At 74.3% G+C, this 16,544-nt stretch carries 14 protein-coding genes; 6 read left to right on the forward strand and 8 right to left on the reverse strand.

The window, feature by feature from the left end; translation table 11 throughout:
- Positions 1–80 precede the first annotated feature (80 nt).
- The 6 genes from HD595_RS03405 to HD595_RS03430 form a co-directional block, all read right to left on the reverse strand.
- The gene (locus HD595_RS03405) at positions 81–1,343 is read right to left on the reverse strand and encodes a hypothetical protein (protein WP_253765519.1); all 1,263 of its coding nucleotides are present in this window, start codon (positions 1,341–1,343) and stop codon (positions 81–83) included.
- Positions 1,340–1,738, reverse strand: coding sequence for a cupredoxin domain-containing protein (locus HD595_RS03410; protein ID WP_253765520.1), 399 nt, complete (start codon positions 1,736–1,738; stop codon positions 1,340–1,342). The genes HD595_RS03405 and HD595_RS03410 overlap by 4 nt, the downstream gene beginning before the upstream one ends.
- Positions 1,735–3,807, reverse strand: coding sequence for a right-handed parallel beta-helix repeat-containing protein (locus HD595_RS03415; RefSeq protein ID WP_253765521.1), 2,073 nt, complete (start codon positions 3,805–3,807; stop codon positions 1,735–1,737). The genes HD595_RS03410 and HD595_RS03415 overlap by 4 nt, the downstream gene beginning before the upstream one ends.
- A 184-nt stretch (positions 3,808–3,991) precedes the next feature.
- Positions 3,992–4,624 carry a TetR/AcrR family transcriptional regulator gene (locus HD595_RS03420; RefSeq protein ID WP_253765522.1) on the reverse strand — a complete coding sequence of 211 codons (633 nt, stop codon included), beginning with the start codon at positions 4,622–4,624 and terminating at the stop codon, positions 3,992–3,994.
- Positions 4,625–4,631: 7 nt separating this feature from the next.
- The gene (locus tag HD595_RS03425; RefSeq protein WP_253765523.1) at positions 4,632–6,182 is read right to left on the reverse strand and encodes an MFS transporter; all 1,551 of its coding nucleotides are present in this window, start codon (positions 6,180–6,182) and stop codon (positions 4,632–4,634) included.
- Positions 6,183–6,560: 378 nt separating this feature from the next.
- Entirely contained in the window at positions 6,561–7,778 is a 1,218-nt protein-coding gene (locus tag HD595_RS03430) for an MFS transporter (protein ID WP_253765524.1), read from the reverse strand.
- Positions 7,779–7,909: 131 nt separating this feature from the next.
- Between HD595_RS03430 and panB the strand changes: the two genes are divergently transcribed.
- Positions 7,910–8,761, forward strand: coding sequence for a 3-methyl-2-oxobutanoate hydroxymethyltransferase (panB, locus tag HD595_RS03435; protein WP_253765525.1), 852 nt, complete (start codon positions 7,910–7,912; stop codon positions 8,759–8,761).
- Between the two features lie 115 nt (positions 8,762–8,876).
- Here the strand turns inward: panB and HD595_RS45535 are convergent, their stop codons facing one another.
- Both HD595_RS45535 and HD595_RS03455 read right to left on the reverse strand, forming a co-directional pair.
- Entirely contained in the window at positions 8,877–10,019 is a 1,143-nt protein-coding gene (locus HD595_RS45535) for a pyridoxal-phosphate dependent enzyme (RefSeq protein ID WP_301309430.1), read from the reverse strand.
- Between the two features lie 41 nt (positions 10,020–10,060).
- The gene (locus HD595_RS03455) at positions 10,061–11,236 is read right to left on the reverse strand and encodes a trans-sulfuration enzyme family protein (RefSeq protein ID WP_253765526.1); all 1,176 of its coding nucleotides are present in this window, start codon (positions 11,234–11,236) and stop codon (positions 10,061–10,063) included.
- 60 nt (positions 11,237–11,296) lie between these two features.
- Here HD595_RS03455 and HD595_RS03460 point away from each other — a divergent pair, with 60 nt between their 5' ends.
- The 5 genes from HD595_RS03460 to HD595_RS03480 all read left to right on the forward strand — a co-directional run bounded on the left by HD595_RS03460 (position 11,297) and on the right by HD595_RS03480 (position 16,540).
- Positions 11,297–12,799: an aminotransferase-like domain-containing protein gene (locus tag HD595_RS03460; protein WP_301309431.1), complete on the forward strand. Its 1,503-nt coding sequence runs from the start codon at positions 11,297–11,299 to the stop codon at positions 12,797–12,799.
- Between the two features lie 168 nt (positions 12,800–12,967).
- Positions 12,968–13,654, forward strand: a complete 687-nt coding sequence (locus HD595_RS03465) for an alpha/beta hydrolase (RefSeq protein ID WP_253765527.1) — start codon at positions 12,968–12,970, stop codon at positions 13,652–13,654.
- Positions 13,655–13,699: 45 nt separating this feature from the next.
- Entirely contained in the window at positions 13,700–14,587 is an 888-nt protein-coding gene (locus HD595_RS03470) for an ABC transporter ATP-binding protein (protein ID WP_253765528.1), read from the forward strand.
- A 13-nt stretch (positions 14,588–14,600) separates the two neighbouring features.
- Positions 14,601–15,326, forward strand: a complete 726-nt coding sequence (locus HD595_RS03475; protein ID WP_253765529.1) for an ABC transporter permease — start codon at positions 14,601–14,603, stop codon at positions 15,324–15,326.
- A gap of 20 nt (positions 15,327–15,346) precedes the next feature.
- On the forward strand, positions 15,347–16,540 hold the full coding sequence (locus tag HD595_RS03480) for a sensor histidine kinase (RefSeq protein ID WP_253765530.1): 1,194 nt from the start codon (positions 15,347–15,349) through the stop codon (positions 16,538–16,540).
- The last annotated feature ends 4 nt before the right edge of the window (positions 16,541–16,544 follow it).

Here is a 16,544-nt window from a genome sequence, read left to right on the forward strand (position 1 = left end):
CATCGCTTAATGCGAGTTATTTGCAATAGCGATATCAAAGCAGAAACGCGTGTCCGGTGCCAGACGACAGCCCGTACGACTCATGCGGCGAACAGGAGGGTGAGGCCGCCGAGGGTGTAGCAGAGCATGAGGACGAACAGCGGGATCTGCCCCGCCACCGCGCGCTCCGGCGGCAGGAGCCGGACCGAGCGGTCGTGCGCCGCGACGACCCCCGCGACGTGACCCGCCACGATGGCCAGCACCTGGACCGTGGCGATCGTGCCCGGCCCGACGACGTCCCGGTCCACCTCCACGCCGAGCCGGTCCAGGCCGAGGGCGAGGATGACAGCCCGCTGGCCCTCGAAGACGAGCAGCGAGAAGTAGTGGGCCACCAGGTAGCCGAGCGCGATGGGCACCAGCGAGTGGGCGAAGCGGGGCGCCAGGCCGCGCGTGCCGCCGACGAGGCCGGCCACGCCGAGGCACGCCGCGTACAGCAGCGCCACCCCGGCCACGGCCGCGAGCAGGCCGAGCGTGCCCAGCCCGGCGCGGCCGAGCGGGCTCGTCTGCAGGGCGTTCACCCAGGCGGGCGCGCCGGAGAAGCCGTCGTAGCCGGTGCCGCCGAGCAGCACGCACACGGTCGCGACCAGGCCGGGGGCGGGCCGCACGGCGTCCAGGCCGTCGAACGGGCCACGCAGCACCCGCGTGCCGTCCGCGCGCCGGCCGAGCGGGGACAGGTGGCCGATCAGCGTCGAGTACACCTCGAACGGGTCGCCGCGTTCGAGCCAGGCGTGGCCGTAGGCGAGCGTGCCCGCGACCTGCGCCGCCGCGTACACCGCGCAGAAGGCGAGCAGCGTGGGCGGCGCGGCGGGCGCGGGCGCGACGAGCTCCGTCCAGGTGAACGCGAGCAGCCCGGCGGCGGCCGGCCAGTAGCCGAGGCGGGCGGGCAGCGGGCGGCGCGGCCGGCCGGGCAGCAGCCGGAACGGGCTGACCGTCCGCCACACCGGCCCGAACAGCAGCGACGCCGGGACGAGGCCGACCCAGAACAGCACGTACACGAGGTACGGGCCGGCGTTGCCCTCGGCCGGGCCCACCAGCAGCCACCCCGCGGTGTAGAGGGCGGCGAGCAGGGCCGCCACGCGGGCCGGGCGGGCGGGGAGCCGCGCGCGGATCGCCCGCCCCGCCCGGTCGCCGCTGAAGCGGGAGTCCGCCCACAGCAGGCCGAGCGCCAGGAACGACACGACCAGCGCGGCGAACGCCCCGGCGTAGGCGTAGAAGAGCGGGATGGGCAGGTCGCTGCGCTCGCCCACCCCGTGCGCCAGGGCCGGCAGGCCGCCCCCTTGGGCCAGAACCCCCGCGCCGCTCACCGCACCGCCACCTGGGTGAGGACCAGGCCGCTCTCGTGCGTCTCCACCTCGAACACGCCGGTCAGGTCCGCCCGGAAGCGCACGGTCACGGCCTGACCGGGTCGCAGCTCGGCCGTGCGGTCGTAGCCGTGCACGTGCAACTCGTCGGCGACGTCGCTGGTGACCGTGATGGCGACCGTCTGGCCGCGCCGCGCCTCCAGCCAGCCGGACGGGGGGCTCACCCGCCCGGCCCGTACGGTGATCACCGCCCGCGCCTCGCCGCCCTGACCGCCCCCGCCCGGCGGGGCGGTGGCCACCTCGTGGCTGTTGCCCGGCTTGTGGTGCGTCTGCGACAGCGGCCCGCACCCGGCGGCCAGCAGGACGACCGCCGCCCATCCGGTCAGCCGCCGCCTCATGCCGCGACCTCCGCCTCCACGGCGGACTTCCCGGCGGAACGGGTACGGCGCGGCGCGAGCACCACGACCGCCCACAGCACCCACACCCCGACGAGGAGCCCCCGGAACCAGCCCGGCCCGAGCGGGATGACCGGGATGAGCCGGACCAGCCGGTCGTAGGCGTCGGCCAGCGCCAGCACGCCCAGCGCGACCGTGAGCCAGCCGAACGCCCGCCGGTCCCTCAGCACCGCCGCGCCCAGGCACAGCCACCACCCGGCCATGAGCAGCAGCGCCACCCCCGCGAGCAGCGTGTCGTCCACGGCCGCCGCCACCACGTCCAGGACCAGCCCGGCCAGCCCGAGGACGGTGCCCGCGACCACGAGCCGGCGCCCGCGGCGTGAGCCCTCCCTGCGAACGGGCGTCATACGGCCCTCTCCGCGAACGGGCGTCATACGGCCCGCCCGCGCCCAGAACAGCACGGCCAGCAGCCCGAGCACGAGCGAGCCGCCCAGCGCGAGCTGCGTCTCCACCTTGCCGAGCCCCGACGCGCCGAACCAGTCGCAGCCCGCGGGCAGCCGCGCCGCCTGGGCGCTGAAGTCGGCGCACAGGTAGAGCTTGGTGAGCTTGACCGGCTCGGCCAGCCACCTGCTGGAGCCGCCGGACAGCTCCGGCGCCCGCTCCGCGCAGAGCGGCAGCGCCGCCGGGCTGGTGCGCGCGGCCCGCGCCTGCCAGCAGTTGCCCGTGCCCTGGCCGTCCCACCACACGTCGCGGCCGTTGGGCCGCCGCCGGCCGTCCGGGGCGACGCCGAGCACGTTGCCCTCGTACCGGTTGAAGTCGGAGGTGTCGGCCTGCCGGTCCAGCCGGCTCTCGCCGCGGATGAACGCGGGCACCCCGAACAGGTGGAACGCCGCCCCGCGGTGCCCCCAGACCTGGTTGTCCCGGAAGATGTTGTAGTTGCCGCCCGCGACGATCACGCCGGTGCCCGGCGGCACGCCGACCTGGGAGCAGACCACGCCCCGCTCGTAGCCGCGCTCGGCCGGCGGTCTGGCGCACGTGCCGTCGCGCGTGTAGCGGTAGTAGTCGCGGTTGTTGTCGTAGATCTTGTTGTTCTCGAACTTGGCGTGGTTCTGCGGGAGCCCGGGGTGGCTGGGCCACAGGCTGTCCATCGTGGCGCCGACCATGTTGTCGTAGAACTCGTTGTCGTGGACCCACATCGAGTCGCCCGCGGTGCCGGAGTAGCCGAGCGCGTTGTCGTGGCTGCGGCAGCGGCGGATCTCGATCGCGTAGCGAGGGACGTCGTGGCCGCGGCCCTCGTTGAGGTTGGAGGCGCTGCCCGGGTACAGGCCGCCGTCGCCGTTGCCGTACGCCTCGCAGTCGGTGTACAGGCCGTGGTCGCTGGCGAAGGTGAGGAAGCCGTACTCGTCGTTCCAGCGGGTGAGGACCCGGTCGATGACGAACCCGTCGGTCTCCAGCACGTACAGGGAGTTGAACGTGGTGCGCTGGGCGGTGAGGTTGCGGAAGTAGACGCCGTCGGTACGGTCGGCGCGGATGGCGTTCAGCTTGCGGTACTCCGCGTCCACGATCACGTCGAGCGGTCCGGCGCCGGTGCCCTCGATCTGGAGGTCCTTCTTGCCGAGGACGGCGACGAGGTTCTGGTTGTGGGGGCACTGCTGCTGCTGTTCGAACGACAGGATCTGGTAGCCCCAGGTGGACCAGCGGGCGGGCAGCCGGGCGCAGGCGCCGGTCGGGGCGGCCTGGCTGGGCTCCTCGCGGTAGAGGCCGGGCAGCATCGCGATCGTCATCCCGGGCCGGTCCACCCTGTCGACGGCCTCCTGGAGGTGCCTGACGCCGTCCTTGAGACATCGCCGGAACAGCGTCAGGTTGCGTTCGCGCAGCTCGGCCGGGAAACCGGCGACGCGGCGGGCGAAGTCGGCCTCGTCGGTCTTGCACACCAGCAGGTCGGGCTCGCCGGTGCGCAGCGCCGGCACGCTGCCCGATCCGTCCGGCAGGGTGACCGGCCGTTCCTCGTGGGCCAGGGCGGCCCCCGCCGGGAGCAGCAGAGCCGCGGTGAGGGCGGCTACTGATCCCACGCGGCGGAGAAGGCCGCGTAAGGGGGGCCTGGGCAAGGGGCGTAAGGGGGGCATGGCCGCGACACTAGAACAGGGCTCACGTTCTGCCTAGAGCCAGATGATCTTCTTTGTCCGCGTGGCCCGGGAACGGCGACGGCCGCCCCGGAGGGAACCCGGGGCGGCCGTAGGAGTGCGGGAGAGGCGGTCAGCGCGAGGCGATGCCGGACAGGACCTGGTCGACGATCCGCTCGGCGAGGCCATCGGTGAGCTCGGCGTTGCCCCACTTGGTGTACCAGAGCATGGCGCCCGACAGTGAGGCGAGCGCCACGTCCACGTCGATGTCGGGCCGCAGCTCGCCGGTGTCGACGCCGCGCTGGACCACGTCGCGCACGGCCTTCCTGCGCGGCTCGACGGCGACCTTCACGAACCGGCCCATGAGGCGCGGGTAGCGGTCGGCGTCGCTCATGGCGACGTTCATGAGGCATCGGGTACGGTCTTGGCCCGCCTCGTTCTGCATGGCCGCGAGGAGCGTGATCAGATCCTCGCGCACCGAGACGCCGCGGACGGGCGGCAGCGGGGCCTTGAGGGTGGCGAGCGAGTCGGCGACCAGGTCTTCCTTGTTGGACCAGCGCCGGTAGATGGTCGTCTTGCCGACCCCGGCCCTTGAGGCGATCGCCTCGATGGACAGCTCGGCCACGCCCATGCCCTCCGCGATCAGGTCGAGGGTGGCCTCGATGATCGCCTTCTCGGCCTTCTCGCTGCGGGGGCGGCCCGCCGGGCGGCCGGCTCCCGCCACCGCCTGCCCGGCCGTCCCGTGCGTCATCTCCTGCGTCGTCATCGCGGCCTCACACTACCGCTGGTTCCCTCGTTTCGGCCTCCTGAACAGGGGCCGGCTTGCCCGGCATCCACCGGAAGACCACGCCCACGCCGACCAGCGCGATCACCGCGGACACCAGGGCGGTGATGTGCATGCCGTGGATGAACGCGTCGTAGGCGGGCGCCATCAGGCCCTGGCCGCGCGCGCCGAGCGCCTTGGCGGCGGCGTCGGTGGCCATGAGCGACTCACCGGCGGCGTGCCGCATGGCCTCGGGCAGGCCGGTCAGGTGCGGGGCGATCTCACCGCGGTAGCTGGAGGACAGCACCGAGCCGAGCACGGCCACGCCGAGCGCGCCGGCGACCTGGCGGACGGTGTTGCTCATGGCCGACCCGACGCCGGCCTTCTCGCGGGGCAGCGACTCCATGATGGCGGTGGTGGCGGGCGGCATGATGTTGGCCATCGCGGCGCCCTGGATGAAGAAGATCACCTCGATGAGCAGGACCGGGGTGTCCTGGTCGAGGAGCGCGTAGCTGGCGAGCACCAGGGTGATCACCGCCATGCTGACGCCGGAGGCGAGCTTGGCGCCGAAACGCTGGTTCACGCGCTGGCTGAGCGGCGCGAAGATGAGCTGGGCCGCGGCGAAGGGGATCATCAGCGCTCCCGCCTGGACCGGGCTGAAACCCAGCACGATCTGCAGGTAGAAGGTCAGGAAGAACATCCCGCCCATCATCGCGAAGAAGACCATGCCCATCATGCCGATGGCCGAGCTGAAGCGGACGTTGCCGAAGTTGCGCACGTCGAAGACGGGGTTGTCGATGCGCCGCTCCCACCAGGCGAAGACCGCCAGCACCGCGACGCCCACGAGCGTCGGGACGTAGACCTCGGGGTCGGTGACGGTGGCCAGCTCGCCGCCGCGGATGATGCCGTAGACGATCGCGACGAGACCGATGATCGACAGCAGCACGCCGACCGGGTCGAGCTTGGACGGCTTGGGGTCACGCGACTCGGGCACGATGAAGCCGATCAGGAACATGCTGATGATCACGATCGGCACGTTGACGAGGAAGACCGAGCCCCACCAGAACCGCTCGATCAGCAGGCCGCCGGTGATGGGGCCGATGGCCACGGCCAGGCCGACGCCGCCCGCCCAGATGCCGATCGCCTTGCCGCGCTCGGACGGGGGGAACACGTTCGAGATGATGGCCAGGGTGGCCGGCATGATCGCCGCGCCGCCGATGCCCATCGCCGCGCGGGCCAGGATCAGCTGGGTCGGGTCCTGGGAGTAGGCGCTGGCCAGTGAGGCCAGGCCGAACAGCGCCATGCCGACGAAGAGCATCCGCTTGCGGCCGGTGCGGTCACCGATCACGCCGAAGGTGAACAGCAGTCCTGCGAACACCAGCGTGTAGGAGTTGATCGCCCACTCCAGCTCGCTCTGGGTCGCGCCCAGGCCGTGGGTGGGGTCGGCGATGGTCTTCATCGCCACGTTGAGGATGGTGTTGTCGAGCACGACCGCCAGCAGGCTGAAGACCAGCACTCCGAGGATCGTCCACCGGCGCGGATGGCCTGCGTGGGTTTCCATGCGAACTCCAATTTCGATACGTCAATGTTTCGCAACGCGAGCGTATCGTAAGAATATTCCGATACGCAACGGTGTCGTTTCGAAAGCTGGTCACCCGGTCCCGATCACGCCCACCCCGATCGTTGAACGCCCAGCTCAGGGAGGGTTTCCTCTTGGGGAGGATCGGCGCAGAAGTCCTACGCGGGTGCGGGCCCCACGCAGAGGCGAGCACCACATACGGGCCCCGCAGGGGCGCCGCACCGGGGAGCAGGCGCTGAAGGAGGCGCCGCGCAGGGCTGCGATGGCATGTCGCGCTCAGGGGACATGCCGCACGCGACGCGCGCCCAGGGCCTGGAGACGGCAGCACGCCGCGGCCTCGGCGGAGCGGCGCCCGGCGGGTCAGGGGGTCGCGGTGGCCGGGGCCGGTTCCTCCGTCGTCGTCCGGCTGGCCTCCGCCGAGCGGCCGCGCCAGAACGGCACCGCCACCCCCACCATGACCACGCCCACCGCCCCCGCCACGGCGAACGCCCAGGCAGGTCCGTGCGCGTCGATGACGGCGCCCGCGATCGGCGCGGACAGGGCGCCGCCGACCAGCAGGGCCGTGCCGTGCAGGCCCATCGCCTCGCCCCGCGCCGCCGCCGGCACCCGCCCGCTCACGGCCTCGACCGTGGACGACAGCGCCGGCGCGCACAGCAGACCCGCGGGCAGCATCGCCAGGACCAGCCACCGCCAGTCGCCGGCGGCCAGGCCCACGGGCGCGGTCAGCAGCCCCATCCCCGCGATGAGCCCCAGCGGCGAGAACCCCCGGCTCAGCCCGCCGTACACGAACCCGCCCAGCAGGGAGTACACGCACCACAGGGCGACGGCCAGCCCCACCCACGCGGTCTGGCCGGCGTTCTTGATGGTGCCCACGAGGGCCAGCTCGCTGGCGGTCAGCACGAACGTGGCCGCGGCGGCCGTGCCGAGCAGCGCGGCCAGTCCGGGCGTGAGCCAGCGCCGCCTCGGCACCCGCACCTGCTCGGCGGCGAGCTCCTCGGCCGAGCGGGTCGGCGGGTCGAGCACGATCAGCCCCAGCCCGGCGGCCGTCATGCCGCCCGCGATGACGGCCATGGTGGGGCCGCTGCCCAACGTGGTGACGCCGGCCACGGCCAGCGCGGGCCCCGTCATGTAGGACAGCTCGACGATCATCGAGTCGAGCGAGAAGCCCATGCGGCGCTGCTCCGGCGGCACCAGAGCCGTCAGGCACTGCCTGATCACGCTGAACACCGGCAGCGCCAGCAGGCCCGCGAGCGCCGCCGCGGCCACCAGCGCCGGGAACGGCAGCGCCCACGCGCACGCCCAGAACGCCGCCTGCGCGCCGGTCGTGACGGCCAGCACCGGGCGCAGCCCGTGCCTGTCGACGAACCTCCCGGATAACGGCGAGCCGACGGCCATGCCGACCGTGCTGGCCATGGTGACCAGCCCCGCCTGCCCGAAGCCGAGCCGCATGCCTTCGACGACGTGCAGCGTCAGCGCCATGCCCGTCGCGGTCGACGGGACGCGGGCCAGCAGGCCCACGAGGAGCAGGGTGCGGACGCCGGGCAGCCTGAGCAGACGCCGGTAAGGTTCGAGAGCCATGGTGATTGCTTACCTCCGCACCCATTGTGGCAAGCGGCACCGACAGTCTCGCCACCGGTTTTCGCGGGTGGCATCATCGAAGGGTCCGGGTACGCCACTGGGGCGCCTCGAGACTTTCTGGAGCGTTCGACATGCCTTCTTCCACCATGCCCCCACCCACCCCCACCTCCCTGTACGGCGGCGCCGCCGGGCGGCGCGTCACCGTCCGCGACCTCGCCGCGGCCAAGGAGCGCCGCGAGAAGTGGCCGATGCTGACGGCCTACGACGCCATGACGGCGCGGGTGTTCGACGAGGCGGGCGTGCCGGTGCTGCTCGTCGGCGACTCGGCGGCCATGGTCGTCTACGGCTACGACTCCACGGTCCCCGTCACCGTGGACGACCTGCTGCCCCTCACGGCCGGCGTCGTACGCGGCTCCTCACGGGCGCTCGTGGTGGCCGACCTGCCGTTCGGCTCCTATCAGGCGTCGCCGGCGCAGGCCCTGGAGTCGGCGGCCCGCTTCCTGAAGGAGGCCGGGGCCCACGCGGTCAAGCTGGAGGGCGGCCACCGGGTGCTGCCGCAGGTCGAGGCGCTGGTGTCGGCCGGTGTCCCGGTCATGGGCCACCTCGGTCTCACCCCGCAGTCCGTCAACGTCTTCGGCGGCTACCGCGTCCAGGGGCGCGGCGAGTCGGGCGAGGAGCTGATGAAGGACGCCAAGGACCTGGAGCGGGCGGGCGCGTTCGCGCTGGTGCTGGAGTGCGTGCCGGCCGAGCTGGCCGAGCGGGTGACGGCGTCCCTGTCGATCCCGACGATCGGCATCGGCGCAGGCGCGGCCACGGACGCGCAGGTGCTCGTCTGGCAGGACCTCATGGGGCTCACGCCGCATCCCGCGAGGTTCGTCAAGAAGTACGGCGACCTGGCGGCCGACCTCGACCGCGCGGCCCGCGCCTTCGCGGCGGACGTCGTCTCGGGCGCCTTCCCCGCCCCGGAGCACACCTACCGCTGACCGCTCCGGTCACCTTCGCCGCCGCCGCCCGGCCGCCCTCCGGCCGCCGGGCGGCACCGCTTTCCGGTAGCCGCGCGGACTCCCCGGCCGAGCCGGGGCAGGCATGCGACGAATCTCACTCCGCGTTCAGGGTGGACGGGTCGGTGTTGGCGCCGCAGACCACGACCGCGACCCGCTCCCCCGGCGCCGGCGTGTACGCGCCCGACAGCAGCGCCGCGTAGGCCGCCGCGCCGGCGTGCTCGGCCACCACCCGGTGGCGCTCCCACAGCGCCCGCCGCGCCGCGACGATGGCCTCGTCCGGCACGAGCACACTGGCCAGGCGCCCCTCCGCGGCGGCCCGCGAGCAGATCCCGTACGCCAGCCCGCCGACGCGGCTCGCGCCGAGGGCGTCGGCCGCCACCCCGCTGACCGGCACCTGGACCGGCTCCCCCGCGCGCAGCGCCTCGTGCAGGGTCGGGCACAGCTCCGGCTCCACGGCGACGATCCTCGGCCCGGGCGTCCCGTCACCGGAGGTCCCGTCGCCCCCGGGCGTCCCAGCACCGGGAGTCCCGTCGCCCCCGGACGTCCCGTCGCCCCCGGGCGTCCCAGCACCGGACGTCCCGTCGCCCCCGGGCGTCCCAGCACCGGGCGTCCCGTCGCCGGACGCATCGCCGCTCGCCGTGCCGCCCTCGCCGGGCGCACCGCCGCCCAGCGCGCCGCCGCCCAGCGCGCCGCTGCTCACCGTGACGCCGGCGACGAGCCCGCCGCCGCCCACCGCCACGATGATCGTGTCGAGCCCCGGCACCTGGCCGGTCAGCTCCAGCCCGAGCGTGCCCTGCCCCGCGACCACCTCGGGCTGGTCGTAGGCGTGGACCGCGAGCGCGCCCGTCTCGGCGGCGCGCTTGGCGGCGGCCTCGGCGGCCTGCGCGTAGAGGGCTCCGCTCTGCCGGATCTGCGCGCCCAGCGCCCGCAGCCCTGCCACCTTGACGGGGCTGGTGACCTCGGGCACGAAGATCTCGGCCCGGACGCCGAGCGCCCGGGCCGCGTGGGCGACGGCCAGGCCGTGGTTGCCGCCGCTGGCCGCGATCACGCCGGCCGGCGGCAGCTCGCCCGCGGACAGGATCCGGTTGAAGGCGCCGCGCGCCTTGAACGACCCGGCGTGCTGGAGCTGCTCCAGCTTCAGGAACAACCCCGGTGACACCTCGAGGACCGGCGTGCGCAGCGCGTGCCCCGCGATCCGCCGGGCGGCGCCCGTCACGTCCTCGTACGTCACCGTCATGGGGGGCTCCTTCTCGATCGGGCCAGGGCACAGCGCGATGACTAGTCTGCCAACGCCTGCTCGATGTCGGCCCACAGGTCCTCGGGGTGCTCGATGCCGACCGCGATGCGGACCGTGCCCTCGCCGATGCCGAACCGGGCCAGGGCCTCGGCGTCGAGCGAGCGGTGCGAGGTGGTGGCCGGGTGCATGGTGAGCGTCTCGACGCCGCCCAGCGACGGCGCGAGCAGGGCGAGCCGTACGGACTTCATGAACCTCTCCCCCGCCGCGCGCCCGCCCGCGAGGTCGAAGGAGAACACGCCGCCGAAGTCCGGCAGCAGCTTGCCGGCGATCTCGTACGACGGGTGCGACGGCAGGCCCGGCCAGTGGACCGCGGACACGGCGGGGTGCTCGACCAGCCGGGTGGCCAGCAGCCGGGCGTTGGAGCAGTGGCGCTCCATGCGCAGGGCCAGCGTCTGCATGCCGCGCAGCGTGAGCCAGGCGGGGAACGGGTCGGCCGAGGCGCCGAGCACGGTGGAGTGGTGCCACACCTTCTCGTGGAGCTCGTGGTCGCGGAAGACGGCCAGGCCGCCGACCACGTCGGTGTGCCCGGACAGGTACTTGGTGGTGGAGTGGACGACGATGTCCGCGCCGTGCTCGATGGGGCGGCACAGCACCGGCGAGGCGAAGGTGTTGTCGACCACCGAGACCAGGCCCAGCTCGCGGGCCGCCGCGCACATCCCGGGCAGGTCGGCGACCAGCGTCATCGGGTTGGAGATGGTCTCCAGGTACAGCATCCGCGTCTCGGGGCGGGCGGCCTCGCGCACCGCGCCGGGGTCGGCCTCGTTCACGTGGGTGACGGTGACGCCGAAGCGGGCGGCGAGGTCGTTGAGCGTCGCGGCGGTCCCGCCGTACAGGGACTTCTGCGCGATCACGTGGTCGCCCGGCTTGAGCAGGGCGTACAGGACCGTGTTGATGGCGCCCATGCCGGAGCCGGTGGCGAACGCCGCGACGCCGCCCTCCAGGCCGGACACGGCGCTCTCCAGGGCGCGCACGGTGGGGTTGCTGTAGCGGCCGTACACGAACGGGCCGTCGGGGCGTCCCATCGCGTCGGCCATCACCGCCGGGTCGTCGAAGACGAATCCGGACGTCTGGTAGATCGGCATCGTGATCGGCCGGCTGTCCTCGACGGGCGGCTGCGGCGGGTGGACGACGCGGGTCTCAGGTCGGAGTTCGCTCATGTCGTCCAGGATGTCCGTTCGAGGTGGCCTCTGTCAGATCCAATGCGGCAGAATTGGTCCATGAACGGGGCCAATGTCAGCATCGATGACCTGGTCGACTTGCTCGGCCGGTGGGCGTCCGGGCGCGGGCCGCTCTACCTGCTGCTCGCCGCCCGGTTCCGGGCCCTCGTCGACGACGGGGTGCTGCCGCCCGGCACGCCGCTGCCGCCCGACCGGACGCTCGCGCGCCGGCTGGCCGTCGGCCGGGGCACCGTCGTCGCCGCGTACGACCTGCTCCAGCAGGAGGGACGCGTGACGCGCCGCCAGGGCAGCGGCACCCGGGTCGCGCCGCTGGAGCTGCCCGCCTCCCGCTCGGCCGACAGCGTGCGCGCCAACCCCCTCCTCCTGCACATCCTCCAGCCACCGGACGGGGTGAGCCTGCTGACCTGCGCGTCGCCGGACCGGCCGCCGGCCGTGCTGGCGGAGGCGTACGAGGAGGCGGTCGGCCGGCTGGCCGGCATCCGCGACCTGGGGTACCAGCCGGCGGGCAACCCGGAGCTGCGCGAGGCCGTGGCCGCCTACTACCGCGGCCGCGGGCTGCCGACGACGGCGGAGGAGATCCTGGTCACGACGGGGGCGCAGCAGGCGCTGACGCTGCTGTCGGGGCTGCTGCTGGCGCCCGGCGACACGGTGCTGACCCAGTCGCCCACGTACCCGGGGGCGCTGGAGGTGTTCCGGCACGCCGCCGCGGTGGTGCGGCCGGTGGCCCTCACCGCCCCGGCCTCCCGGTCCGAGCCGGTGACCCTCACCGCCCCGGCCTCCGGGTCCGGGCCGGCGCCCGACCTGGCGGCGGCCCTGCGGGAGCGGCCGTCGCTCGTCTACACCGTGCCGACGGCGAGCAACCCCACCGGCGCCACCCTGCCCGCGGGCGAGCGCAGGCGGCTGGCACGGCTGACCGGGGAGCACGACGTGCCGATCATCGACGACGAGGTCTGCGCCGAGCTGTGCTTCTCGGGCGAGACCCCGCCGCCCGTCGCCTCGTACGCCAGGGGCGAGCAGGTCATCACCATCGCCTCCCTGAGCAAGGTGGTCTGGGGCGGGCTGCGGGTCGGGTGGGTGCGCGCGCCGGCGCCGCTGGTGTCGCGGCTGGCGCGGCTGCGGGCCGTGCACGACCTGGGCGGCGAGGTGCTCGGCCAGGTCGCGGCGGCGGCGCTGCTGCGACGGCTGCCGGAGATCCGGCCCGCGCGGGTGCGCGAGCTGCGCGACGGCCACGACCACCTGTGCGCCGAGCTGGCCGCGCGCCTGCCGTCATGGTCGTTCGAGCCGGCGACGGGCGGGCAGACGATCTGGGTGCGGATCCCGCGCGGCGACGTCGACGCGTTCGCGCAGGTGGCGCTCAGGCACGGGGTGGCGGTGCCGCCGGGGCGCTCGTTCGACCCGCTCGGCGGCCATGCCGAGTACATGCGGCTGCACTTCCTGTTCCCGCGGGAGGAGCTGTCGCGGGCGGTGGCCGGCCTGGCGGCGGCCTGGGACGCCTATGACGGCACCCGGGGCCCGGCCACGCGCCCGCCCCTGGTCGTGTGAGCGGCGCGGGTCTCGGGTCGGGTGAGCGGCGCGGGTCTCGGGTCGGGTGAGCGACGCGGGTCTCCGGTCGTGTGAGTGGCGCGGGCCGCCGGCGCGCCGGTGACCGTCCGCGATCGCTGTGAGCTGACAGCGGTCTCCCGCGCTCCCGGGTCGCGCGACCCTGGAGGCATGACGACCACCTTCGTGTTCCTGCACAGCCCCGCCGTCGGCCCCTCGACATGGGAGCCCGTCGCCGCGGCGCTGGAACGGCGGGGCCGCGCCGCCGTGATCCCCGACCTGACCGGCGTCACCGCCGGAGGGCCGCCGACGTGGCCGCGGGTGGTCGAGGCCGTGCGGGCGGCCGTCCCCGAGACGCCGCTGGTGCTGGTGGCCCACAGCAGCGCGGGCCTGTTCGCGCCCGTGGTCAAGGAGGGCCTCGGTGACCGGGTGGTGGCCTGCGTGTTCGCCGACGCCCACGTGCCGCCGCCCAAGGGTCTCGTCCAGGCCGCCGAGGAGCGGCGGCTGGAGTTCCTGCGCGCCCGGGCGGGCGAGGACGGGCTGCTGCCGCGCTGGACCGACTGGTGGAAGGAGGAGGTCGTCGCGGCGATGCTGCCCGACCCGGCCGCGCGGGCCAGGGTGGTGGCCGAGCAGCCCCGGCTGCCGCTCGCCTTCTTCACCGAACGGATCCCCGTGCCCGACGGGTGGGACCGGGTCAGGTGCTCCTGCCTGTGGTACGGCCCGCCGTACGACGTGATGGCCGAGGAGGCGGAGCGGCGCGGCTGGCCCGTGGCGCGGGTGCCGGGCGGGCACCTGCACCAGATGGTGGATCCGGAGGCCGTCACCGGCGCGCTGCTGAAGCTGTCGCGCGTCTCGTGAATTCTTCACTGCCGCCGCCCGGAACGCCCAGGAATAGTCGTGTTCATGACGGCGATTCGCGTGGAAGCGCTCCGGAAGAATCATGGACGGTTCGAGGCGGTGAAGGGCATCTCCTTCGAGGTGGCCGCCGGTGAGGTCTTCGCGCTGCTCGGCCGCAACGGGGCCGGCAAGACGACGACCGTGGAGGTGCTGGCCGGGTTCCTGCGGCCGGACGGCGGGTCCGTGCGGGTGCTCGGGCTCGACCCGTCCGCCGAGCGGGCGGAGGTCCGGCGGCGCACCGGGATCATGCTGCAGGAGGCGGGGTTCTTCCCCGACCTGACGGTCGCGGCCACGGTCGACGCCTGGCGCGGCTTCACCGCCGCGCCCCGGCCCCGCGACGAGGCGCTGGAGCTGGCCGGGCTGGCCGGCCGCGCCGGGGTGCGCGTGCGCCAGCTCTCGGGCGGGGAGAAGCGCCGCCTCGACCTCGCACTCGCCCTGCTCGGCCGCCCCGACGTGCTGTTCCTGGACGAGCCGACGACCGGCATGGACCCCGAGGGCCGCGCGGCGACCTGGGAGACGGTGCGCGAGCTGGCCCGGCGGGGCACCGCGGTGCTGCTGACCACGCACTACCTGGAGGAGGCCCAGCGGCTGGCGTCCGCGATGGCGATCATGGATCGCGGCGAGATCGTCGCCTCCGGCGGGATGGCCGAGACGCTCGCCGCGCGGGGCGGTCGGGTGTCCTTCCGGCTGCCCGCCGGGGTCGAGGCCGCCGACCTGCCGCTGCCCGTGACCGTGGACGGCGACGAGGCGGTCTGCCGCGCCGAGGACCCGGACCTGGCGGCGCAGACGCTGCTGAGCTGGGCCGCCGAACGCGGACTGCGCCTGCCCGGCCTGGAGGTCCGCGCCGCCACCCTGGAGGACCTCTTCCTCGACCTGCCGACGTCGGCCCGATGACCTGGAGGCTTCGATGACCCTGACCGCCACCTACCGGCTCGGCACGCGGCTGTTCTGGCAGGACCGCGCGCTGCTGCTCGGCTCCGTCCTCACCCCCGCCCTGATCGCCATCGGGCTGCCGCTGCTCATGCGGCACCTCCGGCCCGGCGCGACCGGCGAGGCGACCGCCCAGTTCCAGGGCACGCTGGCCATCATCCTGTCCATCACCGCGTTCATGAACGTCGCCGTGGCCCTGTCCGCCCGCCGCGACCAGCTCGTGCTGAAGCGGCTGCGCGCCACGACGCTCACCGACGGCCGGATCCTGGCCGGCCAGATCGCCGCCACGGCCACGCAGACGGTGGCGGTGGCGGTGGTCTGCACGGTGGCGGTGAACCTGGCGGCCGGGGTGCCGTATCCGGCGAACCCCCTGCTGTACGGCGCCATGGTGATCGCCGGATCGGTGGTGCTGGCGACGCTCGGGGCCGCGTACACGGCCGCGATCCCGCGCGCCGAGCTGGCGGGGGCCGCCTGCATGCCGGTGTTCCTGCTGTCGGGGATCGCCACCGGCGCGATGGGGCCGATCCGCCAGGCGCTGCCGTCCTGGGTGGGCGCCGCGCTGGACCTGCTGCCGACCACGGCCGTCGTGGACGCCGTCAGGACCGGCGCGGTGGCCCGGCCCGCGCTCCTCCTGGCCGTGTGGGGCGTCGCCGGGGTCGTCGTGATCCGGTTCTGGTTCCGCTGGGAACCGCGCCGGTCGTAGCCGGTCATAATGGCCGGGACATGACCTCCTCCTCCGCCCAGCGGCTCGCCCGCGTCCTGATCACCTCCGTCGGCGCCGTCTACGTCCTGATCGGCCTGTGGTACTTCGCGGTGAGCCCCGGGTACGGCCTCGTCGCGGCCGGGTTGATCGTCGCGGTGGCGGCGCTGCACTTCGTCACCATGCGCGCCGCCCTGCGGGACCCGCGCCCGCCGCTCTTCCCGCTCTTGCCGGCGCTCCAGGCCGTCGCGACGTACGCGCCCGACCTGTTCCTGCCGATGGGCTGGTCGGGGGTCGCGGCGCCGATGCTGGGCGGCGCGGTGCTGGTGACGCTGCCGCTGCGCTTCGGCGGGCCGCTCGTCGGCCTGATGACGCTGTACTCCAGCGCAGCGATCTTCCCCTACAACCCGGTGGTCGCGCTGTTCTACGGGCTCACCATCCCCCTCACCGGCGGCATGGTCTACGCCCTGGTACGGCTGGTCCGGGTGACGTCCGACCTCGAACAGGCCAGGGCCGAGCTGGCCGAGGCGGCGGTGCTCCGGGAGCGGCTGCGCATCTCGCGCGACCTGCACGACGGCCTCGGCCGCAGCCTCACGGCGATCGCGCTCAAGGGCGACCTGGCGGGACGCCTCATGGAGCGGGACCCGGCCGCCGCCCGGGACGAGGTCGGCGAGCTGGTACGGGTGGCGCGGGAGGCCGCGCAGGACGTGCGGCAGGTGGCGCGCGGGTACCGGGAGCTGTCCCTGGCGGGCGAGGCGAACCGGGGGGCGGCGCTGCTGGAGTCGGCCGGAGTGGGCTGCCAGGTCCACCTGGCCGACGTCACGCTGCCCCGGCCCGCGGAGGAGGCCCTGGCCTGGGGCGTGCGGGAGGCCGTCACGAACGTCCTGCGCCACAGCGCGGCGACGACCTGCACGATCGCCACGTCGCGGCACGCTGGCTCCGTCCGGCTGGAGGTCACCAACGACGGCGTCCCGGGCGGGGGCGAGCCGAGCGCGAACGGGAACGGCCCGACCGGCAGCTCTACCGGAAGCGGGCCGACCGGAAGCGGGCCGACCGGGAACAGGTCGAGCGGTGACGGGCTGAGCGGTGACGGGAAGGCGGTGCCCGGCGGCGGGCTGACCGGGTTGGCGGAGCGCGCGGCGCACGCCGGCGGCACGGTGGACGCCGGGCGCACCCCCGCCGGAGGCTTCCGCCTGACGATGGAGGTCCCGGCATGACGGG

This window comes from Nonomuraea roseoviolacea subsp. carminata, from assembly GCF_024172185.1.
Classification (GTDB): domain Bacteria; phylum Actinomycetota; class Actinomycetes; order Streptosporangiales; family Streptosporangiaceae; genus Nonomuraea; species Nonomuraea roseoviolacea.